General features: G+C 51.0%; 22 protein-coding genes and 1 other annotated feature. Of the genes, 7 read left to right on the top strand and 15 right to left on the bottom strand.

The annotated features are described in order from the left end of the window. Nucleotides 1–37: 37 nt before the first annotated feature. The 12 genes from gspS2 to C9I98_RS16825 all read right to left on the bottom strand — a co-directional run bounded on the left by gspS2 (nucleotide 38) and on the right by C9I98_RS16825 (nucleotide 11,296). Nucleotides 38–427, bottom strand: a complete 390-nt coding sequence (gene gspS2 / locus C9I98_RS16770) for a type II secretion system pilot lipoprotein GspS-beta (protein WP_036830762.1) — start codon at nucleotides 425–427, stop codon at nucleotides 38–40. 24 nt (nucleotides 428–451) lie between these two features. After that, the gene (locus C9I98_RS16775; protein WP_036830764.1) at nucleotides 452–751 is read right to left on the bottom strand and encodes a YciI family protein; all 300 of its coding nucleotides are present in this window, start codon (nucleotides 749–751) and stop codon (nucleotides 452–454) included. 185 nt (nucleotides 752–936) lie between these two features. Then, a complete protein-coding gene (gene yciA / locus C9I98_RS16780) occupies nucleotides 937–1,341 on the bottom strand; it encodes an acyl-CoA thioester hydrolase YciA (RefSeq protein WP_036830766.1) in 405 nt (134 codons plus the stop codon). 14 nt (nucleotides 1,342–1,355) lie between these two features. Beyond that, a complete protein-coding gene (locus tag C9I98_RS16785) occupies nucleotides 1,356–1,895 on the bottom strand; it encodes a septation protein A (protein ID WP_107272237.1) in 540 nt (179 codons plus the stop codon). A 185-nt stretch (nucleotides 1,896–2,080) separates the two neighbouring features. Continuing rightward, a complete protein-coding gene (locus C9I98_RS16790; RefSeq protein ID WP_036818220.1) occupies nucleotides 2,081–3,328 on the bottom strand; it encodes a dicarboxylate/amino acid:cation symporter in 1,248 nt (415 codons plus the stop codon). A gap of 330 nt (nucleotides 3,329–3,658) precedes the next feature. Next, nucleotides 3,659–4,468, bottom strand: a complete 810-nt coding sequence (gene trpA, locus C9I98_RS16795; protein WP_036818221.1) for a tryptophan synthase subunit alpha — start codon at nucleotides 4,466–4,468, stop codon at nucleotides 3,659–3,661. Continuing rightward, nucleotides 4,468–5,658: a tryptophan synthase subunit beta gene (trpB, locus tag C9I98_RS16800; RefSeq protein ID WP_036818222.1), complete on the bottom strand. Its 1,191-nt coding sequence runs from the start codon at nucleotides 5,656–5,658 to the stop codon at nucleotides 4,468–4,470. The genes trpA and trpB overlap by 1 nt, the downstream gene beginning before the upstream one ends. 12 nt (nucleotides 5,659–5,670) lie before the next feature. Then, nucleotides 5,671–7,044 carry a bifunctional indole-3-glycerol-phosphate synthase TrpC/phosphoribosylanthranilate isomerase TrpF gene (gene trpCF, locus C9I98_RS16805; RefSeq protein ID WP_107272238.1) on the bottom strand — a complete coding sequence of 458 codons (1,374 nt, stop codon included), beginning with the start codon at nucleotides 7,042–7,044 and terminating at the stop codon, nucleotides 5,671–5,673. 2 nt (nucleotides 7,045–7,046) lie between these two features. Then, entirely contained in the window at nucleotides 7,047–8,057 is a 1,011-nt protein-coding gene (gene trpD / locus C9I98_RS16810) for an anthranilate phosphoribosyltransferase (RefSeq protein WP_036818226.1), read from the bottom strand. Between the two features lie 27 nt (nucleotides 8,058–8,084). Next, nucleotides 8,085–8,693, bottom strand: a complete 609-nt coding sequence (locus tag C9I98_RS16815; RefSeq protein ID WP_036818228.1) for an aminodeoxychorismate/anthranilate synthase component II — start codon at nucleotides 8,691–8,693, stop codon at nucleotides 8,085–8,087. A gap of 12 nt (nucleotides 8,694–8,705) precedes the next feature. Next, nucleotides 8,706–10,286: an anthranilate synthase component 1 gene (locus C9I98_RS16820; protein ID WP_036818229.1), complete on the bottom strand. Its 1,581-nt coding sequence runs from the start codon at nucleotides 10,284–10,286 to the stop codon at nucleotides 8,706–8,708. Next, nucleotides 10,283–11,296: a bifunctional 3-deoxy-7-phosphoheptulonate synthase/chorismate mutase gene (locus tag C9I98_RS16825; protein ID WP_036818231.1), complete on the bottom strand. Its 1,014-nt coding sequence runs from the start codon at nucleotides 11,294–11,296 to the stop codon at nucleotides 10,283–10,285. The genes C9I98_RS16820 and C9I98_RS16825 overlap by 4 nt, the downstream gene beginning before the upstream one ends. A gap of 102 nt (nucleotides 11,297–11,398) precedes the next feature. Further along, nucleotides 11,399–11,492, bottom strand: a sequence feature (Trp leader region). Between the two features lie 126 nt (nucleotides 11,493–11,618). Here C9I98_RS16825 and rnm point away from each other — a divergent pair. From rnm to rluB, 3 genes are all read left to right on the top strand, one after another. Then, nucleotides 11,619–12,494 (top strand): RNase RNM, encoded by an 876-nt coding sequence (gene rnm / locus C9I98_RS16830; protein WP_036818235.1) that lies wholly within the window; start codon nucleotides 11,619–11,621, stop codon nucleotides 12,492–12,494. A 36-nt stretch (nucleotides 12,495–12,530) separates the two neighbouring features. Then, nucleotides 12,531–13,151, top strand: coding sequence for an L-threonylcarbamoyladenylate synthase (locus C9I98_RS16835; protein ID WP_036818237.1), 621 nt, complete (start codon nucleotides 12,531–12,533; stop codon nucleotides 13,149–13,151). Between the two features lie 176 nt (nucleotides 13,152–13,327). Further along, on the top strand, nucleotides 13,328–14,341 hold the full coding sequence (gene rluB / locus C9I98_RS16840) for a 23S rRNA pseudouridine(2605) synthase RluB (protein ID WP_107272239.1): 1,014 nt from the start codon (nucleotides 13,328–13,330) through the stop codon (nucleotides 14,339–14,341). 85 nt (nucleotides 14,342–14,426) lie between these two features. On the opposite strand, the gene C9I98_RS16845 is transcribed toward rluB, so the two are convergent. Continuing rightward, the gene (locus C9I98_RS16845) at nucleotides 14,427–15,188 is read right to left on the bottom strand and encodes a YciK family oxidoreductase (RefSeq protein WP_036825178.1); all 762 of its coding nucleotides are present in this window, start codon (nucleotides 15,186–15,188) and stop codon (nucleotides 14,427–14,429) included. Nucleotides 15,189–15,281: 93 nt separating this feature from the next. On the opposite strand from C9I98_RS16845, the gene sohB reads away from it, so the two are divergent. Together sohB and C9I98_RS16855 are read left to right on the top strand one after the other, a co-directional pair. After that, nucleotides 15,282–16,340 carry a protease SohB gene (gene sohB / locus C9I98_RS16850; RefSeq protein WP_036825177.1) on the top strand — a complete coding sequence of 353 codons (1,059 nt, stop codon included), beginning with the start codon at nucleotides 15,282–15,284 and terminating at the stop codon, nucleotides 16,338–16,340. Nucleotides 16,341–16,348: 8 nt separating this feature from the next. Continuing rightward, the gene (locus C9I98_RS16855) at nucleotides 16,349–16,777 is read left to right on the top strand and encodes a DUF805 domain-containing protein (RefSeq protein ID WP_036825175.1); all 429 of its coding nucleotides are present in this window, start codon (nucleotides 16,349–16,351) and stop codon (nucleotides 16,775–16,777) included. Between the two features lie 77 nt (nucleotides 16,778–16,854). Here the strand turns inward: C9I98_RS16855 and C9I98_RS16860 are convergent, their stop codons facing one another. Then, on the bottom strand, nucleotides 16,855–17,100 hold the full coding sequence (locus C9I98_RS16860) for a YciN family protein (RefSeq protein ID WP_036825174.1): 246 nt from the start codon (nucleotides 17,098–17,100) through the stop codon (nucleotides 16,855–16,857). Nucleotides 17,101–17,761: 661 nt separating this feature from the next. Here C9I98_RS16860 and topA point away from each other — a divergent pair. Continuing rightward, nucleotides 17,762–20,407 carry a type I DNA topoisomerase gene (topA, locus tag C9I98_RS16865; RefSeq protein WP_107272240.1) on the top strand — a complete coding sequence of 882 codons (2,646 nt, stop codon included), beginning with the start codon at nucleotides 17,762–17,764 and terminating at the stop codon, nucleotides 20,405–20,407. A 69-nt stretch (nucleotides 20,408–20,476) separates the two neighbouring features. Here topA and miaE read toward each other — a convergent pair whose 3' ends face one another. Continuing rightward, the gene (gene miaE / locus C9I98_RS16870) at nucleotides 20,477–21,265 is read right to left on the bottom strand and encodes a tRNA isopentenyl-2-thiomethyl-A-37 hydroxylase MiaE (protein WP_107272241.1); all 789 of its coding nucleotides are present in this window, start codon (nucleotides 21,263–21,265) and stop codon (nucleotides 20,477–20,479) included. Nucleotides 21,266–21,544: 279 nt separating this feature from the next. Here miaE and C9I98_RS16875 point away from each other — a divergent pair, with 279 nt between their 5' ends. After that, on the top strand, nucleotides 21,545–22,543 hold the full coding sequence (locus C9I98_RS16875; RefSeq protein ID WP_107272242.1) for an ABC transporter substrate-binding protein: 999 nt from the start codon (nucleotides 21,545–21,547) through the stop codon (nucleotides 22,541–22,543). Nucleotides 22,544–22,572: the final 29 nt, after the last annotated feature.

The raw sequence follows: 22,572 nt of genomic DNA on the forward strand, positions 1-22,572 counted from the left end.
GTAGCAGACGCCCGGTGTTATTAGCCGGGCGTTTTATTTACTGAGCCAGCTGGTTGCAGAGCTCGGTATGAACGGGTTGCTGAACCATGGTACGGCCCCGCATATCCATAATCACGATGTTATAGCTGATCCCTTCGTTAACGATTGGGCTTAGCTCTTCGCTGTTGCAGTATCCCATCGCTGCGGTTTTGGCTGCTTGGGTTGGCGGTGTTTTACTGCCGCCGCCATAAAGGATAGTGATCTCGACCACTTTTTCTCGTGCCTGTGCCTTCATGATTTGATACTCATCAACCTTGTCATATGGAGCACGGTTATTGATAGCTGCAGCCCGGCTTTGCGCGAGTGCATTGATGGCATCGTCCTGAGAGTTAGAGGCACAACCTGACATAACAAGTACGGCTAAGCAGGCAAGTGTTCGTTTAAGCATATCTTTGTTTCTCTGTGCGTTCTGCTATGGCAGAACTTTCTTGAAAGGTTTGACAATCACGTTGTCGTAGACGCCCGCTTCAATATATGGATCGGCATCAGCCCAAGCTTGTGCATCTTCAAGAGAGTTGAACTCAGCAATGACGGTTGAGCCGGTAAAGCCAGCTTCGCCTGGGTTCTCGCTGTCAATGGCAGGCATCGGACCGGCAACAAGTAGGCGGCCTTGCTCTTGCAGATCTTTAAGGCGTGCAAGGTGGTTTTCACGCACGCTCAAACGGCGCTCTAGGCTGTTTTCAACATCTTGAGAAAAAATGACGTACCACATGTAATTGTTATCTCCTTATCTGGCTGGCAATCCCCAGCCATGGGTGACCAATAGAAATCCCATACTAATCGAAAAGAAAAGCCCTAACTAGCAGTTAGGGCTTTTTTGCGGAACTGAGCATCGTTTTAAGAAGTAATCTCTCAAAAGGAGGTGTTATCACACGTCATGCCGAAAAAAGTTGGCGATTACTTCTGTGCTTGTTTCACTGCGCGAGGGCGGCCGTTGCTATCAACCGCCACGTAGTTGAATGTGGCATCGCAAACCATGAAGCGCTCTTCAACGCCGTGTTCTTTAACGGGCTTAACCCATACTTCAAGGTCAATGCTCATCGAGCTGTTGCCGATTTTAGTACATTCGCCATAACAGCAAACCACATCACCCACCTTAACCGGCTTTTTGAAGGTAATGCTGGAAACCGAAACGGTAACGATACGGCCACCGGAGATCTCTTTGGCAAGGATACCGCCAGCAAGGTCTAGTTGTGACATGATCCAGCCGCCAAAGATATCACCATTGGCATTGGTGTCGGCAGGCATTGCGAGGGTGCGAAGCAGAAGTTGCCCGCGAGGGATATTGTTTTCTGATGTCATGTTGCGGCTCTGTACTACTCTGAATCGGGTTCTTTGGGCATATGGTGGTAAATATAGCCGCCGGTGGCAAGGGTGAAAATCAAAGTTAGTGCCAAAAGTCCGAACACTTTGAAGTTAACCCATACATCGAGCGGTAAACGGAAGGCAATATAGACATTCAGCACCGCGCAGACAATGAAAAAAATCACCCAGGCCGCATTTATTCGCTTCCATGCAAATTCAGGAAGGGTGATGTCTTTACTTAGCACCCCTTTGATCAATGGCTTACCAAGCATTTGGCTGATGGCCAAACCAAGGGCGAAAATGCCGTACACGATAGTCACTTTCCATTTGATGAAATTTTCGTCATGGAAGAAGATGGTCAGCCCGCCAAACACCGCCACCATCAAGAATGTGATGACCTGCATTTTCTCAACGGTTTTGTACAGTACCCATGTCACCGCCATTTGAACAGCCGTTGCTGCAATGAGCGCCCCCGTTGCGACGTAGATGTCATGGGTTTTATATAAGATGAAGAAAACAACGAGCGGGATAAAGTCAATCAGCTGCTTCATGTATAGAGAATCCTGATGAGTATGGTCTTGTATTATATCAATTACTTATAATTATACCCAAGTTACTTCAAGGTGTAGGATTCAGGGCGAGAGTCACGGTGGTACAGCGCTTGGAATGAAGAAAGGCTGCCAAGATGGCAGCCTTTATCAAAGTAGGGCAAGCGCTGTTTTATAGCGTGCAGGGTCTACGCTTGGCTGTTGCTAGGCTTGGCCTCGCCGGTATCAACCATGCTATCAACGATGACGGCACAGGCGGCATCACCGGTGATGTTCAATGCGGTGCGAGTCATATCGAAGATACGGTCAAGGGCGAACAGGAGCGGCAAGCCTTCGATGGGAATGCCCGCGGCAAGCAGCACGGCAACAACCAGGAAGGACGGGCCCGGTACGCCTGCTTGGCCAACCGCACCCAACGTCGAGGTTAGGATAATCGCGATATAGGCCCCGATACTAAGGTCGATATTAAAAATTTGGGCGAAGAAGATAGCCACAAGGCCGTAGTAAATGGCGTTACCGCTCATATTGATGGTGGCGCCAAGCGGTAGCACGAAAGAGGCGGTAGCATTTTTTACCCCTAGCTCTTCTTCACAGACTTCCATGGTGACCGGTAGGGTGGCCATTGACGACGCAGTGGACAGGGCAACGGCTTGCGGCTTTTTCATTACCGACAAGAACTTGAGCGGCGATACGTTGCTAAACACCTTGATCATGGCCGGGTAGAAAATAAAGCCGTAAATCAACAAGGCGACGATGTACACCATGAACAGCTTGAACACCACCATAAGGGCATCGAAACCGAATGTGCCAACCGCATCTGCCATTAGGCCAAACACACCCAGCGGGGCGACTTTCATCACGACATTGATCATCCAAATCATGGCTTCGACAATGGTGTTGACCCCGTTAATCAGCGGGTCACGGCGTGCTTTGTCCACCTTGGACAGGGCGATGCCGAAAAACAGACAGAAAACAAGGATCTGAAGGATGTTCGCTTCTGTCAGTGATTGGAATACATTGGTGGGGATCATGCCAAGCAGGGTCGCCCAAAATGAAGGTAGGTCGCCCTGGTCGGCATAGGCATTGGAGAACATGCCTTCAACGCCGGTTAAGTCGACCCCGATGCCAGGCTTGAAAACGCCGCCTAAAACCAGTGCCAAGATAACAGCAACGGCAGATGTTAGCCCGAAAAAGCCAAGGGTGGCGAGGCCAACTTTGCCTGCCGACTGGCTGCTCCCCAAGCTGGCGGCGCCCGAGATGATCGCAACGGCAACAAGCGGGATGACCAACATCTTGATTAGGTGAATGAACATGCTGCCGAGCGGGGCAAACATGCCGGCAGCTGGCCCCATCATTGCACCGACAATGGTACCCACGCACATGGCGATGACGACTTGTACGCCGATATTGCCGAATATTCCCTTTTCCTGTAACACCGTTTGAGACCCTCAGTTTTGCTGGTTAGCAATGCATGTTTGCGTTTGTTTGGTTGCGCTGTAGTTATAAATATTTGTACTTGGAATGTTGCGTCAGTGTTTTACCGCTAAACCTGTGAACGGTCAATAAATAGCGGAAAATCCTTATGTTTAACGGCTGTAGCAAATGGTGGTGTTCATTGTGCTACGACTGGTTAACAAGTTGGTTACTGTAAGGGCTGAAGGCAGGAAGATCTTTGATCTCTGTTTAGTTTTTGCTTCGTCAGTGGAAACGAATACAAAAAAGCCGTACTAAGTACGGCTTTTGCGAGGCAATTAAGTGAAGCGCGCTTAGCCCAAACGGCTAGCGGCTTTCATTTCACTAATGAACTGATGCATGTTGGATAAAATTGCATCGTCGTTGCCAAGGTTGCTTTCGATCACTTTCACTACCGCTGAGCCTGAGATGGCACCCGCGGCGCCAGCTTCGATCGCTTCTTTCACCTGTGCTGGCTCAGAAATACCGAAGCCAAGCAGGGCTGGTGGCGCATCGTGCGCTTTTAGGCTGTCAAGCAGGTGGTTAATCGGCATGCCTGCTTTGGTTTCTGCGCCAGTCACACCCGCACGCGATAGCAGGTAGGTGTAGCCGCCGCCGTATTGTGAAACGGTTTTAAGCGTGGCTTCATCGGCGTTTGGCGGTGCGATAAAGATTGGGTGCACGCCGTGCTTCTCGGCACTTGCGCGGAACTCGTCTGATTCTTTAACCGGCACATCGGCAACCAGCACAGAGTCGACACCGGCTTGTGCACACTTCTGGTAGAACGTGTCGATGCCGTTGGCAAAAACAAGGTTGGCATACATCAATAGGCCAATTGGCATTTCAGGGTACTTAGCACGCACTTTAGCCAATAGCTTGAAGCACACCTCAGGGGTGGTACCCGATTCAAGGGCGCGGATAGTGGCGCCTTGGATTGTTGGGCCATCGGCAAGCGGGTCTGAGAATGGGATACCCAGCTCAAGCGCGTCGGCGCCAGCTTCAACCAAGGTTTCGATGATCTTCAGAGAAAGCTTTGGGTTAGGATCACCGATAGTCACGAAAGGAACAAATGCACCTTCATTTTTAGCCGCCAGGCGTTCGAATTGTGCTTGATAACGATCCATTACAGTGCTCCTTTTGCGTCTAGGATGTCGTGAACAGTGAAGATATCTTTATCGCCACGGCCTGATAGGTTCACAACCAATAGTTGTTCTTTTTCTGGGTTTTCTTCAATCATCTTCAGGGCGTGTGCCAATGCGTGTGCAGACTCCAGTGCCGGGATAATACCTTCGTTGCGTGCAAGCGATTGGAATGCGTCCAGCGCTTCGTCGTCGGTAACCGCGACGTATTCAGCACGGCCCGTGGCATTAAGGTGGGCGTGCTGTGGGCCAACAGACGGGAAGTCCAGGCCAGCAGATACGGAGTATGACTCTTCAACCTGGCCATGCTCGTCCTGCATCAGTGGCGCTTTCATGCCAAAGAAGATACCCAGCTTACCGTGCTTGAGCGGTGCGCCGTGCATGTCTGTATCCAGACCTTTACCTGCAGGCTCAACACCAATCAGGCCAACAGGCTCTTCATCGATGAAGTCAGAGAACATACCGATGGCGTTAGAACCGCCGCCAACACAAGCGATAACGGCATCTGGCAGGCGACCTTCTTTTTCAAGGATTTGCGCCTTGGTTTCTTCACCAATGATGTGCTGGAACTCACGAACGATAGTCGGGAACGGGTGAGGGCCAGCCGCCGTACCTAGCAGGTAGTGAGCCTTATCGTAGGAGGCAGACCAGTCACGCATGGCTTCGTTACAGGCATCCTTCAGGGTTGCAGAGCCTGAATGGACTGGGATCACTTCCGCGCCCATCAGCTTCATGCGGAACACGTTCGGGCTTTGACGTTCAACGTCTTTGGCACCCATGTAAACGCGGCATTTTAGGCCAAGCAGGGCACATGCCAGTGCGGTTGCGACACCGTGTTGGCCTGCACCGGTTTCTGCGATGATTTCGTTTTTACCCATGCGCTTCGCCAGTAGGGCCTGGCCCAGTACCTGGTTAGTTTTGTGCGCGCCACCGTGAAGTAGGTCTTCACGCTTTAGGTAAAGCTTGGTTTTGGTGCCCTTAGTCAGGTTCTGACACAGCGTCAATGCCGTTGGGCGACCTGCGTATTCTTTTAGCAGGTTAAGGAATTCTTCCTGGAAGCTTGGATCTTGCTGTGCTTCAACAAAGGCGGCTTCTAGTTGGTCGAGGGCTGGTACCAGAATCTGAGGGACATACTGACCACCAAATTCACCAAAGTAGGCATTTATCTTACTCATTGTGTTCTTTCCTTAATACTTTCTGATAGCCGCAAATGCCGCTTTCAATTTTGATGGGTCTTTCTTACCTGGCTCGCTCTCAACACCTGAGTTTAAGTCGAGGCCTCTGCAGCCGATATCGGCGGCTTCGCTGGCATTGTCTGGGCTTAGGCCGCCAGCCAGCATGATAGATTGCTTGTCTTCCGCTGGGATAAGCTGCCAGTCAAAAGCAACCCCCGTGCCGCCTGACTGCTCGCCAACTTTGGTATCAAGCAGGTGCTTGTCGACATCGGCCCAGTTTGCAAAGCTTGGTGCCGTATCGGTAACGCCATGGGCTTTCCAGATTTCGCAGCTTGCCGGTAGCAGTTGCTTCAGCTGCTGAATATATTCTGGGCTTTCGTCGCCGTGCAGTTGTACTGCCGCTAGCGATAATGACTTGGCTGTCTCGGCTACTGTGCTTAGCTCGGCGTTTTGGAATACGCCCACATAGTGCAGCGGGGCACCGCTCATGACCAAGCGCGCTTGCTCAAGGTCAACATGGCGAGGCGACTTGGCGACAAAAATCAAGCCGCCATACACGGCGCCGCTTTGGTACACCGCGCTGGCATCTTCAGGGCGGGTTAGGCCGCAAACTTTGTTCTCGCCTAGGGTAACACGGCGAACAGCAAGCTCGATGTTTTCTTCTGCCATCAATGAGCTACCGATCAAAAAGCCGTTGGCATAGGCAGAAAGATCACGCACTTGCTGGTGGTTGTAGATCCCCGACTCTGAAATAACGACCGTGCCTTCAGGTAAGCGTGGTGCCAACTCCTTGGTACGGTTTAGGTCGATGCTTAGATCGCGCAGGTTACGGTTGTTGATACCCACAACCTTGGCTTTCAGGTCAATTGCGCGCACCAACTCTTCTTCGTTGCTGACTTCGGTCAGGATGCCCAGGTTCAGCGTTTTAGCCACTGCTGCCAGTTCACGGTACTCTTCGTCGTTGAGTACCGATAGCATGAGCAAAATGGCATCCGCTTGGTAGTGGCGAGCAAGGTAAACTTGGTAGGTATCCACCATGAAGTCCTTGCACAGTACCGGTTGGGTTACTTGGCCGCGTACCTGTGGCAGGAAGTCGAAATTACCTTGGAAGTATTTCTCGTCGGTCAACACCGAAAGTGCGCTGGCATGGCCGTTGTAAACTTGCGCAATGTAATCAAGGTTAAAGTCGTCGCGGATCAAGCCTTTTGATGGTGATGCCTTTTTACATTCAAGAATGAATGCCGCATTGTCGCCAGAAAGGGCTTGGTAGAAGTCGCGATCGGATGGGGTTAGGCCGTCCTTGAAGCCCTCTAGCGGTTGCTGCTGTTTACGCTCGGCAACCCAGATACGCTTGTCGTCGACAATTTTTGCTAGAACCGTTTCCATCTTTAACCTCGTGCTGCCAGTTGGCCGACAAGCTCGTAAGCCTTGCCAGATTGCATTACATCAATTGCTTTTTGGGTATTGGCTTTCAGATCTTCGTTGCCGAATAGGCGAAGAAGCAGTGCGACGTTAACCGCCACAGCGCCAACTTGTGCTTCCGTTCCCTTACCCGTCAGGATGTCAGTGATGATCTGACGGTTCTCTTCCGGCTCACCGCCCTTGATAGTGTCAAGAGGGTGGGTGTTAAGGCCGAAGTCGGCCGGCGTCAGGGTGTACTCTTTGATTTCGCCGTCGATGATTTCTGCCACTGTGGTTTCACCGTGGATAGCCACCTCATCTAACCCGCTGCCGTGGACAACCGCGGCGCGTTTCATGCCCATCGTCGCCATGGTTTCGGCAATCGGGCGAACCAGCGACTTGTCATAAACACCCATTAGCTCGATGTTAGGGCGAGCAGGGTTAATCAATGGGCCAAGCAGGTTGAAGATGGTACGTGTCTTGAGTGTTTGACGAACCGGCATCGCGTGGCGAACACCGCCGTGGTACTCAGGGGCAAACAGGAAGCACACACCCAGATCATCCAGCGCTTCACGTGCTGTTTCTGGTTTCATGGCAAGGTTGATGCCGAACTTGTCGAGTAGATCCGACGAACCTGATTTGCTCGACACCCCACGGTTGCCGTGCTTGGCTACCTTGATGCCGCAAGCGGCAGCCACAAAAGCCGCGGTGGTTGAGATATTGATGGTGTTAGCGCCGTCACCGCCTGTGCCAACGATATCGGCAAAGTCGTAGTCCGGGCTTGGAAACGGGTTAGCGTTGGCAAGCAGTGCCTTGGCCGCACCTGCGATTTCCTCTGGTGTCTCACCCTTGATTTTCAGCGCTGTTAATACGGCTGACAGCAGAATAGGCTCAACTTCACCTTTGATGATGGCATCAAACAGCGTCAGGCTCTCTTCTTGGGTTAGCGCTTGCTGTTCGTATAATTTGTTTGCAATGGTGTAAATGGTCGCATCCATAATCTTATTCCCTAAAATTCGTTGCTATCAGGCTTTGGCATCTGTTGCTGGGTTGGTCATTACCCAGTTCAAGGTATTGGTCAGTAGCTGCGCGCCTTGGGTCGTCAAGATTGACTCAGGGTGGAACTGGTAGCCACATACCCGATCCTCATCATTGCTGACCGCCATTACCAAGCCGTCGACATCGGCTGTTACTTGCAGGCTCGATGGTACTTGCTCGGCAACCAGTGAATGGTAGCGGGCAATGGATAGCGGGCTTGGCAGCTCGCCAAATACGGCATGGCCGTTGTGGTTCATCATCGCTGATTTACCATGAACGATCTCGCCAGCACCTGAGACTTTACCACCGTATGCTTCGATAATCGCTTGGTGGCCGAGGCAGATACCGATCATGGGTACCTTACCCCTAACTCGCTTAATGAGCTCTGGCATACAGCCGGCATCCGCAGGGGCGCCTGGGCCTGGTGATAATACCAATACAGGATTGTCTTTTTCTGCCAGTGCTTGTTCCATTTGTTCAACAGTCAGGCTGTTGCGGTAAATGGTGACCGGAAAGCCCAACGAGCGGAATTGATCAACCAGGTTGTAGGTAAAAGAGTCAAAGTTATCGAGCAGGACGATATGTGCGTTGTTCATACTTTGGCTCCCTTATTGAACTTTCGCTGGTGCTGTGTGGGCTTTGCGGATAGCTGTGATCACCGCTTGCGCCTTGCCACGGGTTTCGTCGGCTTCTGCCTGTGGTACGGAATCATAAACCACGCCGGCACCGGCTTGAACGCTGGCCACACCCTCTTCGACATAAGCCGAGCGGATCACGATACAGGTATCCATATCGCCATGACCGGTGAGGTAACCGACTGCACCACCGTAGGTACCGCGGCGACGTTGCTCGACATCACGGATAAGCTGCATGGCGCGGATTTTTGGTGCACCAGTCAGGGTACCCATGTTCATACACGCCTGGTAGGCGTGAAGCGCATCCAAGTCACCGCGAAGTTGGCCAACCACACGAGATACCAAGTGCATTACATGGCTGTAGCGGTCAACTTTCAGTAGGTCGGCAACATAACGCGTGCCCGGCTCGCTGATGCGGGCAACGTCATTACGGGCCAAATCAACCAGCATCATGTGCTCGGCGTTTTCCTTCATGTCGCTGCGCAGTTCGAGCTCGATACGGCCATCAAGGTCAAGGTTGATAGAACCATCGGCATTCTTACCACGGCGGCGGGTACCGGCGATTGGGTAGATTTCGATTTGGTTGCTCTCGGTGCAGTATTTCAGCGCACTTTCCGGCGAAGCACCGAACAGGGTGAAGTCGGCATCTTGCAGGAAGAACATGTACGGGCTTGGGTTGCCAATCTTTAGCTCTTTGTAGGCAACCAGCGGTGATGGACACGGCAGGGTGAACTGGCGTGATGGCACCACCTGGAAGACATCGCCATTGATGACATGTTGCTTAAGGTCAAGCACTTGCTGGCAGAAGTCTTCGTCACTGACGCTAACCGTCGGCTCGCAATCGTCTAACAGCTCGGCTGCCGGCAGCGGCTTAGGTTCTAGGCAGGCTTCTTTGATGTGCTGCAAACGGCGGCTTAATTCAAAGTAGCTTGCGGTGTACTCATCGCCACCAAACAAGGTGGCTTGCAGCTTGCCCTTGCGGCGCTGGTGGTCGATGACCAGCAACGTCTCGGCAATGTAAAACAGGTAATCGGGACAGCGGTTGTCTTGGGCGACCTCTGGTAGCGGTTCGAAGCCGTCGACAACGTCATAGGCAAACAAACCACCAAGGAATAAAGCTTCGCGCGGGTGGCCCGCGATATCAAACGCGTGCTGGATCAGGCGCAGGGCGTCAAACGACGAGGTTTGACGCAGGCGGCTGTCCTCATCAAGGGCACGTTCTGCCGATGGGAAATCAAGTACCAGGCATTTGGCTTCACGGCTCACCTGAATGTCAGAAGGCATTTTCCCTTCAAGGGTTTGTAATACATTCAGGCCGTTATCGGTTAGGGCTTCAAGGCGAACTTGCTTGCCACGGCAGACAATGCGTACTGCCGAGTCGATGAGCATCAGGCTCTTCAAATCTTGCTTTGAGTCGATTTCCGCCGACTCAAGCAACAGGTTATGTGGTCGGTTGCCACAGACGGAGTAATACAGCTCCGTCGGGTCCGCAACATAAGGGACGTCTAGGCTCAGTAGTTCTAACTCGCCAGCGCCTCGTGGGGTAGTGTTCACAGCGTTCTCCCTGCCGCTTCTACAAACGGTTTTAACTCTTGCATCAACTGCTCGAACATTGGACCTGTCAGTGCCTGGTGGCCATCTGATAAGGCTTCACACGGGTTAAGGTGTGATTCGACGATAATACCGTCGGCACCGACTGCAGCAGCTGCTCGCGAAAGTGGAATCACCAACTCGCGAACACCTGTGCCGTGGCTTGGGTCAACAACCACTGGTAGGTGGGTGCGTTGCTTAAGGTAAGCGACGGCATTGAGGTCCAATGTGTTACGTGTTGCTGTTTCGTAGGTGCGGATACCACGCTCGCACAGGATAATGTTCGGGTTTCCTGCGTCGTAGATATACTCCGCCGCTAGTAACAGCTCCTCGATAGTGGCTGAAAGTCCGCGTTTGAGCAAGACCGGTTTCTTACTTTCTCCCACAGCTTTGAGCAGGGCGTAGTTTTGCATATTGCGAGCACCGATTTGTAGACAGTCAACATATTCACACATTGCATCCATCTGGCTCACTTCCATTACCTCTGACACGGTAGGGATGCCAAGTTGCTGGTTGGCTTTTTGCAGTAGTTTCAAGCCTTCAACACCCATGCCCTGGAAATCGTAAGGGCTGGTGCGCGGCTTGTATGCGCCGCCACGCAGGGCAACCGCGCCGTGCTTTTTAACGACTTCGGCAACCGACAATAGCTGCTCTTCCGATTCAACCGAGCAAGGCCCAGCAATAACAGCAAACTTATCACCGCCCACCGCGGCGTTGCCAAAGCGGACAACGGTGTCGTGTGCCTGTACTTCACGGCTCACCATTTTGTACTTGGTCAAGATTGGCTTTACGGTCTCGACACAAGGGTAGGCATCAAGGTGAAGCTTTTCCAGTACTCGCTCGTCACCTAATGCGCCTAGCACGATACGTTCGACACCCGGCATGTAAAGTGGCTTTAGGCCAGCTGTTTCAATGCGCGACAGGATTTCTTTTGCTTGTTCTTCTGTGGCATTTGGCTTTAGTACGATAATCATAACGTCTTCCTTTATTGCTCTACGTTGAGTGGTTGCTTGCCAACGTATCGTGCTGAATTTGGTTAAATACTTGAAAAATTATTCTGTTACTTGAAACTGGGCATAAAAAAACCCGCACGCTGGCGGGTTTGTGTTGTCTGACTGTAGGTACAGCAAATCACACCACCCGCGTTGGGAAGTGCCACCACCAAGAGAATAAAGCGCAGAGCTGATGATGAAATTGCTGTAACATGTAAATATCCTGTAACGTTAGTACGTATTGGTATTCAGTAATTGCGTACTAGTAAACTAGTTCATGAACTCAAAGTCAAGAAAATAATTTATGTTGTTTGATTTACATAGCCACACGACAGCTTCGGATGGTCGGCTGTCGCCAGAAGAACTGGTTGCGAGAGCGGTTGAGCGCCGGGTTGATATCCTGGCTATTACTGATCATGACACCGTCAGTGGGCTTAATGCTGCTCAGCAGGAGATTGAAGCAAAAAACTTGCCGCTAACTCTCATCAAAAGCATTGAAATATCGACTCTTTGGCGAAATTTTGATATTCACATTGTGGGCTTGAATATCGACCCTGAGCACCCGGCCATTACCCAGTTAATTGCCGAACAGGCGGCTCGGCGAGATGCCCGTGCGCAGCTAATTGGCGAGCGGCTGGAAAAGAACCGGATGCCGGGAGCCTATGAAGGGGCCAAGGCAATTGCCAATGGCGCGACACTGACCCGCTCGCATTTCGCCCAATGGATTGTTGAGCAGGGCTACGCCAAAAACATGCAAGCCGTGTTTAAGAAGTTCTTAACCCGTAATAACCCTGGCTACGTACCACCGAATTGGTGTTCGATTGCCGATGCGGTCGAGGCTATTCACCTTGCCGGCGGGCAGGCCGTGTTGGCCCACCCGAGCCGGTATAAGATGACTGCGAAGTGGATTAAGCGCTTGCTGGCGGCGTTTGTTGAAGCCAAAGGGGATGCCATGGAGGTGTCGTTGCCACAGCAGTCGCCTCAGGAAAGGCGCTTATTGGCTGATTATTCAATTGATTACAAATTACTAGCTTCACAAGGTTCCGACTTCCACTATGCCTCTCCATGGACCGAACTGGGACGCAACCTATGGTTGCCGAAAGGTGTGACTGAGGTCTGGCATGAATGGGATGTCGAGAAAAAACGCATTGAAGGGGAAGAGGGTATTGCCACGGACTAATTGGGTCTGGTGGCTATCGCTTCCTTCGGAGGAAAAATGAGTCAGTTTTTTTATGTTCACCCTGAAACACCCCAAACAAGGCTAATCAACCAAGCAGTGGCGATCATTCGCAATGGCGGTGTGATTGTATACCCAACCGATTCGGGCTATGCCTTGGGCTGCCAGTTGGAGAACAAGTCGGCACTGGAGCGTATCTGCCAGATCCGCCGCTTGGACGATAAGCACAACTTCACCTTACTCTGCCGCGATTTGTCAGAGCTGTCACTGTATGCCCGTGTCGACAATGGTGCCTTCAGGTTGCTGCGTAACAATACACCGGGTGCCTACACCTTTATCTTTAAAGGCACCAAAGAGGTGCCTCGCCGCCTAATGAACCCGAAGCGCAAGACCATCGGTATCCGCGTACCGGATAACGCGATTGCGTTGGCGCTACTGGAAGCTCTTGGAGAGCCGTTAATGTCAACGTCGCTGATTTTGCCGGGGAATGACACGACTGAGTCTGATCCGGATGATATCCGTGACCAGCTAGAACATGCGGTTGATCTGATTATCAACGGCGGTTACCTCGGCGAGCAACCGACCACGGTGATTGACTTTAGCAACGATGAAATGGAAATCGCTCGCGTGGGTGCCGGCGACCCTGCTCCCTTCGAGTAGAGGTTAGGATTAAACCCAGTTGCATATCAATGGCTGAGAACACGGTGATAATCCGCAGTTGTTCAGCCTTTTAGGTGGTAACTGGGCTAAGCTTTTGGCATAATCCGCCATCGCTTTAAGATGGCTTAAAGTGTGATGATATTTCGACGCCTGTGAAGGCGACAAAGGTTTGTCTGATGAGTGAAAAATTACAGAAGTTGCTGGCACGTTCTGGCCAGGGGTCTCGCCGCGAGATCGAATTAATGATCCAACAAGGCCGTGTAAGCATTGACGGCAAAGTGGCAAAACTAGGCGATCGCCTTGAAGACCTAAATGTGACATTACGTATCGATGGTCACAAAATTGACCTAGTAGCATCTTCTGATGAAGTTTGTCGTGTATTGGCATACAACAAACCAGAAGGCGAGCTGTGTACCCGTCATGATCCTGAAGGTCGCCGCACCGTATTCGACCGCTTGCCGCGTCTTAAAGAAGGCCGCTGGGTATCGGTTGGCCGTTTGGATGCGAACACCGCCGGTCTGCTGTTGTTCACCACCGACGGTGAACTGGCAAACCGCCTAATGCACCCAAGCCGTACCATTGAGCGTGAGTACATGGTGCGTGTGTTTGGTGAAGTGACCGAGCAAATGGTACGTAACCTGGTACAGGGCGTGAAGCTTGAAGACGGTATGGCACGTTTTGAAGACGTGGTATACGCCGGTGGCGAAGGTATGAACCATACTTTCTACGTTGTGATCACCGAAGGTCGTAACCGTGAGGTTCGTCGCCTATGGGATTCACAGGGCGTGACTGTAAGCCGCCTGAAGCGTGTTCGCTACGGTGAAATCTTCCTGACTAAAGACTTGCCTCGTGGCGGTTGGATGGAGCTTGAACTAAACGACGTGAACATTCTTCGTGAATCGGTTGAAATGCCGCACGAAACCAAAACCGAGCTAACGGTTGAGGGTCAAAAGCGTAAGCGTGGTGTTCGCCAAATCCGCCGTGCCGTGCGTCGTCACGAAGAGCGTGTCAATGATGAGGGAGGCCGTCGCGGTCGCCGTGGTCGTCAGGACAACCGCCGTTCATCGTCTCGCAACCAAGAAGCCGAAGAGCGCAATACCGGTAACGGTCGTCGCAAGCCGTCTGGCAATGCTGCGAACCGCCGTAACCCGCTTAAAAACAAGCCAGCTAAGCCGCGTACACGTAAATAAGCGCAGTTTTGGTTTGAACCAAACAGTAAAAAGCAGCCGATTGGCTGCTTTTTTTATGCGTGAGGTACAGCGGCAAGCGGTAGGGCTAGCTTGCTGCGCCTGGCTTACGCTTAGGCTGGGCATCGATACACTGGCCGTTGACATCTTTGCTCTCTGGGCCCATTAGGTACAGGTAAAGCGGCATGATGTCTTCAGCGGTCTTGAGCAGGTTCGGGTCTTCTGCCGGGAAAGCTTTGGCGCGCATACCGGTGCGGGTACCGCCTGGATTGATGGCGTTAACACGAACCGGGGTATTGCTCATCTCGTCGGCAACGATTTGCATCATGCCTTCGGTGGCAAACTTGGAGATGGAGTAAGCACCCCAGAAGGCTCGGCCTTCGTGGCCAACTGTTGACGAGGTAAAGATAATACGGCCATCAGGGGCCTTCTTCACCAAGGGCATGATAGCCTGGGTCAACAAGAATTGCGCCTTAACGTTTACCTGCATCACTTCGTCAAAGGTATCTTCGCCTAGTTGGTCAAACGGGCTCAGTACACCAAGCAAACCCGCATTGTGCAGTACGCCGTCAAGGCGGCCAAATTGGGTTTCGATAGTCTCAACCATATCAAGGTAGTTTTGCTTGGTTGCGCCCATCAAGTCCATCGGGATAATCGCAGGTTGGCTGTAGCCCAGTGATTCAATTTCGTCGTACACGGCTTCAAGCTTCGCCACGGTGCGGCCAAGCAAAATAACGGTTGCCCCGTGGGCGGCATAGCTGATAGCTGCCTGACGGCCAATTCCTTCACCAGCGCCGGTCACCAAGATGACACGATCTTTCAGAGAGTTGTCAGCAATTTGATATTCCACGAATAACTTCCTTATTGGTTTTTCTAGTCGCTCCATTGTATACAGTGACAACTTGGTTACAATGGCAAGACGTCAAAAGATGAGGACTCAACATTGGATTTTTTGTTTGATTATGGGCTGTTCCTAGCCAAGATTGCCACGGTGGTGATTGCGATTGTCAGTATTCTTGTTATCGCGAAGAGCTTAAAGGGTCATCATACCGCTAAGGGCGAGCTTGAAGTGACTGATTTGAGTGAGCAATATAAGAATACTGTTCATCAATTAGAGTCTCACTTATTTGATAAGCCACTGCTAAAAGCACGCGATAAGGCAGACAAAAAAGCAGAAAAAGAGAAGCACAAGGCTCGCCAGAGCGAAGTGAAGAAGGCGGCCAAGGAAGGGGATTTATCCCACTCGCGCGAGCCGCGTCTGTTTGTATTGGATTTCCACGGTAGCCTTGATGCCCGTGAAGTGACTTCGCTGCGTGAAGAAGTGACAGCCATCCTTGCGGTTGCAATGGAAGGCGATGAAGTGTTGCTTCGCCTAGAAACTGGCGGTGGCATGGTTCATGGCTACGGCTTGGCATCATCACAGCTTGATCGTTTGAAAGCGGCGGGCATCAAGCTAACAATTTCTGTCGATAAGGTTGCCGCGAGCGGTGGCTACATGATGGCTTGTGTTGCCGACAAAATTATCTCAGCGCCTTTTGCGGTTGTGGGGTCAATTGGTGTTATTGCCCAGCTGCCAAACTTCAATAAATTGCTGAAGAAAAACGACATTGAGTTTGAGCAGATCACCGCCGGTGAATTTAAGCGAACATTAACGATGTTCGGTGAAAATACCGATAAAGCGCGTGAAAAGTTCCAAACTGAAATCGAAGAAACTCACGGGTTATTCAAAGACTTTATTGCCGTTCACCGCCCTGATCTAGACCTAGAGAAAGTGGCAACGGGTGAGCATTGGTTTGGCAAGCAGGCATTGGATCTTGGCTTGGTTGATGAGATCGGCACCAGCGATGATTTCATTACCCATGCCTGTAAGGACCGTGACGTGCTTCAGGTACGCTATGTGCAGCGCAAAAAGCTGGCAGAGAAGCTAGCCGGTGCCACGGGTGATGCGGCAGATAACTTGCTGCTGAAGTGGATCAGCCGCGGCCAGCGCCCAATCGTATAGGTGTGATCATGAATCAGAAGTGGGCACTATTTTCATTCAAAGGTCGTATGCGACGCCGTGATTACTGGTTATACAGTGTGCCGGTGCTGCTAATTTCATTGCCGGTGTTTATTTATAGCACCCCGGAAAATGTTGCCAATAACCCAGTATTGAATATTTTGTCGATTCTCATCTTGGGCTTGGTGTTCTGGGCGTCGCTTGCATTGAATATCAAGCGTTTGCATGATCGCAACAAGAGTGCATGGTGGGTCATCGTGACCCTGCTGCCATTGGTTGGCCCAATCTTCGTGATTGTGGAGTTGGGCATTCTGGATGGTACCAAGGGGCCGAATCAATTTGGTGAGGATCCGAAGGGGCGCGGCGAGCCGCCTTCGTCACCGGATAAGCCTTCTGGCGATGATGGTGAACGCAAAGATACCATGACCATCGATATGTAATTGAAGGTTATCGCCTGATAAGAAAACAGCCCCGCGACATGCGGGGCTGTTTTTTTCCAGTGCAGGCTAAGCTTGAATCAAGACAACGTGAACTCTGGTGATAGCTTGTGGGCAAGGAACTTGAACATATTGAAGACGGCTGTGGTCTTCTCAGTTGGGATGCCGTTGTCATCAAGGAAGTACTCACCTTTGAAGATCAAAACACCGTCACGCTCTTCCACAGAAGTTGCACGCATGCCGTCAAGGTAAGCATCGTGCTCTTGGATCATCTGGTTGGCAATCATTAACAGTTCGTCTTGAGAGATAGTCTTTTTCGTACTCATGGGATGTTCTCTGGATCTAAGTGATTGTCCCAGCATATGGTGCTGGGCAGATGGGCGATAGTGTATTGAAATTGAGTGGCGATAACAAATCCCTGATGTAACCGAGGGCTTAGGGCTAAATTGTTCAATCATGAGGCTATTTAGTGGCTGAATAGGCGAAATTCTGTGAGCCGATACAAAAAATGATTGATTTTTATAGTCAAACTGTTGATGAGGTGGTAATGATTACCGCCCGTTGTGCTTTGATGCGTATCGTTTAAAAGCAGGGTGGGCATTCGGACAACATATTCGGACTATATATAGAGGGAATACTGCCGTTATATCAATATGGCGGTATTTTGAGTCGCGGTAAATCGGTGCATTTTTCGGTGTCAGGCTGGTGATTAACAAGGTGTTAACAACTGGGGAAGGGGCGACCAATCAGACCCTTTTTGTTAAAAAGCAGTTGACCTTCTCCAATACTAGCCCAATATGTAAATACGAATCGTATTACGTAACTAGTTACCAATAGATGTCCTCAACGTGGTTGAGCTTCACTATGTGAATAGTTACTTAATCAGTTTGGTGTGATTAGAGTTACAGTGCTAGGGTTTAACATTTAGCGTGTAACCATTTGTTTTTATATTGAGTTTTGTGAGCACGAGGACGAAATAGAGTCATTATGGGTAAATCTCTCGTTATTGTGGAGTCCCCAGCCAAGGCGAAAACGATTAATAAGTACTTGGGCAAGGACTTCATCGTTAAGTCAAGCGTGGGTCACGTTCGTGATTTGCCAACAGGTGCACGAAGCACTGGCAAAAAAGCGGCCCCGACTTCGACCAAAGGTCTAAGTGCGGAAGAAAAAGCACGTATCAAGAAAGAAAAAGATCGTAAATCCCTGATCGGCAAGATGGGCGTAGACCCATACAACGACTGGGAAGCGAAATACGAAGTGCTGCCGGGCAAAGAAAAGGTTGTAAACGAACTTCAAAAATTAGCTGAAGATGCTGATTTTGTTTACCTCGCAACTGATTTGGACCGCGAAGGAGAAGCTATTGCGTGGCACCTTCGTGAGATCATCGGTGGCGATGATGAACGTTACAAGCGCGTTGTATTCAACGAAATTACCAAGAATGCGATTCAACAGGCGTTTGAAGAGCCGGGCGAGCTTAACATCGATGGTGTTAATGCCCAGCAGGCACGCCGCTTCTTGGATCGCGTGGTTGGCTTTATGGTCTCGCCGCTGCTTTGGAAAAAAGTCGCACGTGGCCTGTCTGCAGGCCGAGTTCAGTCGGTAGCGGTGAAGCTGATCGTTGAGCGTGAGCGCGAAATCAAAGCGTTTGACCCAGAAGAGTACTGGGACATTCATGCCAACACCCAAACGGGCGCTAGCGATGCGCTTCGCTTGATGGTGGCCCAGCAGGCGGGTAAGGCATTCCGACCTGTTAACGAAACTGAGACCATGGCGGCTAAGTCGTTGCTTGAGAAGGCAGCGTACCAAGTGGTTGATCGTGAAGATCGCCCAACCAGCAGCAAGCCATCGGCACCTTATATCACCTCGACGCTTCAGCAAGCGGCGAGTACGCGTCTTGGCTACGGCGTTAAACGCACCATGGGCTTGGCACAGCGCCTGTACGAAGCGGGGTATATTACCTATATGCGTACCGACTCGACCAACCTATCGAAAGAAGCGGTTGAGTCTGCGCGAGAATTTATCGGCGCTGAATACGGTGAGAATTACCTGCCAAGCAAGCCAAATGTTTACGGCAGCAAGGGTAATGCGCAAGAAGCGCACGAAGCGATCCGTCCTTCAAGCGTTGATGTTCAAGCCGAGCACCTTGAAGGTGTCGACCAAGATGCCATTAAGCTTTACGACTTGATTTGGCGTCAGTTTGTCGCTTGTCAGATGGTACCGGCGAAATACGACTCAAGCACGATTACGGTAAAAGCGGGTGACTTCACCCTGAAAGCCAAAGGCCGTACCCTTCGTTTTGCGGGTTGGACACATGTACAGCGTCCATCAGGTAAAAATGAAGACACAACGCTGCCTATGGTCCACGTAGGCGACACGTTGAAGCTAGAGTCATTGGAACCTAAGCAACACTTCACTAAGCCGCCAGCACGCTTTACAGAAGCTGCATTGGTTAAAGAGCTAGAGAAGCGCGGTATTGGCCGCCCTTCAACTTACGCGTCAATTATCTCGACGATTCAAGATCGTGGCTACGTTCATGTTGACCAGCGTCGCTTCTATGCCGAGAAGATGGGTGAGATTGTTTCTGATCGCCTAGACGAAAGCTTTGCTGACCTGATGGATTACGACTTTACCGCCCGCATGGAAGGTAACCTCGATAAAATCGCTGAAGGCGAAGCAAACTGGAAAGCAGTACTGGATAAGTTCTTTAGCGACTTCACCACCGAGCTAGAAAAAGCGGAGTTGGATGAAACTGAAGGCGGGATGAAGCCAAACAATATCGTACTGACCGATATTAAGTGCCCGACCTGTGAGCGCCCGATGGGTATTCGTACCGCATCTACCGGCGTGTTCCTGGGGTGTTCTGGTTACGCACTGCCGCCAAAAGAGCGCTGTAAGACCACTATCAACTTGGGTGACGAAGAAGGTATCGTCAATGTGCTAGAGGAAGACGTGGAAACCGCCGCATTGCGTGCGAAGAAACGTTGTCCGAAATGTAGCACTGCGATGGACGCTTACCTGATCGACCAAGAGCGCAAGTTGCATGTATGTGGTAACAACCCAAGCTGTGACGGTTACATTGTCGAAAAAGGCGAGTTCAAGCTGAAAGGCTATGACGGTCCTGTTATCGAGTGTGACAAGTGTGGCTCTGATATGGAGCTGAAAAACGGCCGCTTCGGTAAGTACATGGGCTGTACCAACGAAGAGTGTAAGAACACGCGTAAGATCTTGAAGAACGGTGAGATTGCACCGCCTAAAGAAGATCCAGTGCACTTACCTGAGGTACCATGTACCCAAGATCCAGATGCTTACTTCGTATTGCGTGACGGTGCGTCAGGTTTGTTCATGGCGGCAAGTACCTTCCCTAAATCACGCGAGACTCGTGCTCCGTTGGTTGAAGAGCTGGTGCGTTTCAAAGATCGTCTGTCACCGAAGTTTACCTACCTGACAGAGGCTCCAACGGAAGATCCGGATGGTCGCCCGACTGTGGTTCGCTTTAGTCGCAAGACCAAAGAGAACTACGTTCGTTCTGAAATCGATGGCAAGCCTTCAGGCTGGACCGGGCTATACATTGACGGTAAGTGGGAAATTACCGACAAGCGTAAGAAGCCGAAGAAAGAAAAAGCCGAGAAATAAAGAAAAACCGCCGAAAGGCGGTTTTTTTATATCGATTGGGACTGGTTTACCGAGCCAGGTTGAAACAGGCTAGGCCGTTGCCACTGCAGGCACGCCGCTGTGAAAGCGGAAGGTGTCGTCAGGGGTGTTGATCAGCTCAGCTTCCTTGGCGCCGATCTGGGCAACCCGCGCTGAGATATCTTCCCCGGCAATTTGTTCAGCCAGCTTGAGGTAGTCTTGGTAGTGGCGGGCTTCCGAGCGCAGCAGCGAGATGTAGAACTTTTTCAGCTCATCATCAAGGTATGGCGCTAGCTTGGCAAAACGCTCGCATGAGCGCGCTTCGATGAATGCACCAATGATCAACTTGTCGACAAGGGCGGCAGGCTCATGAGTACGGACCGTCTTCATTAGCCCACGGGCATAGCGGCCAGCATTCAGGCTGGAGTAGGGGATTCCCCGGTTTTCCATGATTTCCAGTACTTGCTCAAAGTGGTGAAATTCCTCTTTGATCAAGCGAACCATCTTATCAATCAGCTCTTGCCCGAAAGGGAAGTCTGCCTTCGGTGTTAGCGGCGCTGACAGCCCATTTTTCTTGCCGTGGAACGCCGACGTATCACGATCTTTGCCGTAAACAAACTCTTCATAAGGCTTGGCCCAATCGAGCAGTGCTTGGCCGCTTTCGGCATCCACCGCGTATTTGCGGATCAGGAAGATCGCGGTCTGGCTGGCTTTCAGCTCGCAATTACAATGGTCGACTAACAAAGGGACCAAATGCTCAGGTTTGGTTGCTTCTTCAATCCATGCATCCGGTGTTGGGCACTGGAGGAATTGCTTTATCGGAGCCAATAGCTCATCAATCATTTTTTGGGTGGTATTCATCGTTTTTTGTTGAGGCTGGTCTTTGTTATTGCCGTGATTATAACAAAAAATCGTTGGTTAGAGAGCCGCTTACCCACACCGCCATAATTCGTTGCTATAGTTTAAATAGTTACAGTACTAATTAAATAGGCATGCACCCCCCTTTATATATTAAGGATTTTTGACAGCGCCGTTTTGATTTTTGCTGATGGAATGCTTAGTATACTAAAGGTTTTGTTAATAACTTGTTGCGCAGGCTGCGTGAAAAGCATGCTGAAATTGTTTTACAAAGGAATGGATATGATTAAGAAGCTCTCGCTAGCCCTGGTTCTTGCAGGTGCCTCGATAAACAGTTACGCCAGTGAATGTGGTGATGTCACAATTGCCGATATGAACTGGAACTCTGCAACACTCATCGCCAATGTTGACCGCTTTATCCTTGAGCATGGCTACGGCTGTAACGCCGAGTTGGTTCCCGGGGATACCATGCCAACGGGCACGTCAATGATCGAAAAAGGCGAACCGGATATTGCCCCAGAGCTATGGAGCAACTCCATGAAGGAGGCATTGGATCGCGGCGTTGAAGAAGGTCGCTTGCGCTATGCAGGTGCCAGCCTCTCTGATGGTGGTGAAGAAGGATTTTGGGTACCCGCCTATATGGTTGAAAAAGATCCCTCTTTGGCGACCATTGCCGGTATCAAAGCCAATGCCAAGCTGTTTACCCATCCAGAAGATCCTGACCGTTCTGCCTTCCTTGGTTGTCCAGCTGGCTGGAACTGCCAGATCACCGCTGGCAACTTGTTCAAGGCAATGGAACTTGAAGATGCCGGTTTTGAGCTGATTGATCCAGGGTCAGGTGCTGGGTTAGCAGGCTCAATTGCCAAGGCTTATGAGCGCCAAGAGCCATGGTTTGGCTACTACTGGGCGCCGACGGCTATTCTGGGCAAATATAAAATGGTGAAAGTAGACTTTGGCTCAGGGGTGGATGAAGCCCATTACAAGTCTTGTACTGCGAATGCTGACTGCCTAGAACCTAAAGTGACCATGTACCCGCCATCAGCGGTAGATACGGTCGTCACCGAGACTTTTGCCAAGCGTGCACCAGACGCATTGGCTTACCTTGAAGCACGTTCATTTACCAATGCGCAAATGAATGGGCTACTGGCATGGATGGAAGATAACCAAGCCGACGGCGAAATTGCCATGGAGCAATTTTTGATTGAAAACGAGTCAACTTGGACGACGTGGGTTAGCCCTGATGTGGCGAAGAAAGTGAAACAAGCGTTGTCTGAGCTGTGATCCAAACCTTCAGTGAATGAAGTGGCCCG

Origin of the sequence: Photobacterium sanctipauli (assembly GCF_003026495.1) — a bacterium.
GTDB classification, from domain to species: Bacteria; Pseudomonadota; Gammaproteobacteria; order Enterobacterales; family Vibrionaceae; genus Photobacterium; species Photobacterium sanctipauli.

Coding starts and splice junctions, on each gene's coding strand:
- miaE (WP_107272241.1), bottom strand. CDS start 21,265: ATGAATACCACCCAAAAAATGATTGATGAGCTATTGGCTCCGATAAAG.
- trpB (WP_036818222.1), bottom strand. CDS start 5,658: ATGAGTAAGATAAATGCCTACTTTGGTGAATTTGGTGGTCAGTATGTC.
- C9I98_RS16835 (WP_036818237.1), top strand. CDS start 12,531: ATGAGTCAGTTTTTTTATGTTCACCCTGAAACACCCCAAACAAGGCTA.
- yciA (WP_036830766.1), bottom strand. CDS start 1,341: ATGACATCAGAAAACAATATCCCTCGCGGGCAACTTCTGCTTCGCACC.
- C9I98_RS16785 (WP_107272237.1), bottom strand. CDS start 1,895: ATGAAGCAGCTGATTGACTTTATCCCGCTCGTTGTTTTCTTCATCTTA.
- trpCF (WP_107272238.1), bottom strand. CDS start 7,044: ATGGAAACGGTTCTAGCAAAAATTGTCGACGACAAGCGTATCTGGGTT.
- C9I98_RS16815 (WP_036818228.1), bottom strand. CDS start 8,693: ATGAACAACGCACATATCGTCCTGCTCGATAACTTTGACTCTTTTACC.
- C9I98_RS16825 (WP_036818231.1), bottom strand. CDS start 11,296: ATGATTATCGTACTAAAGCCAAATGCCACAGAAGAACAAGCAAAAGAA.
- gspS2 (WP_036830762.1), bottom strand. CDS start 427: ATGCTTAAACGAACACTTGCCTGCTTAGCCGTACTTGTTATGTCAGGT.
- trpD (WP_036818226.1), bottom strand. CDS start 8,057: ATGGATGCGACCATTTACACCATTGCAAACAAATTATACGAACAGCAA.
- trpA (WP_036818221.1), bottom strand. CDS start 4,468: ATGGATCGTTATCAAGCACAATTCGAACGCCTGGCGGCTAAAAATGAA.
- C9I98_RS16860 (WP_036825174.1), bottom strand. CDS start 17,100: ATGAGTACGAAAAAGACTATCTCTCAAGACGAACTGTTAATGATTGCC.
- topA (WP_107272240.1), top strand. CDS start 17,762: ATGGGTAAATCTCTCGTTATTGTGGAGTCCCCAGCCAAGGCGAAAACG.
- C9I98_RS16855 (WP_036825175.1), top strand. CDS start 16,349: ATGAATCAGAAGTGGGCACTATTTTCATTCAAAGGTCGTATGCGACGC.
- C9I98_RS16775 (WP_036830764.1), bottom strand. CDS start 751: ATGTGGTACGTCATTTTTTCTCAAGATGTTGAAAACAGCCTAGAGCGC.
- C9I98_RS16875 (WP_107272242.1), top strand. CDS start 21,545: ATGATTAAGAAGCTCTCGCTAGCCCTGGTTCTTGCAGGTGCCTCGATA.
- rluB (WP_107272239.1), top strand. CDS start 13,328: ATGAGTGAAAAATTACAGAAGTTGCTGGCACGTTCTGGCCAGGGGTCT.
- rnm (WP_036818235.1), top strand. CDS start 11,619: ATGTTGTTTGATTTACATAGCCACACGACAGCTTCGGATGGTCGGCTG.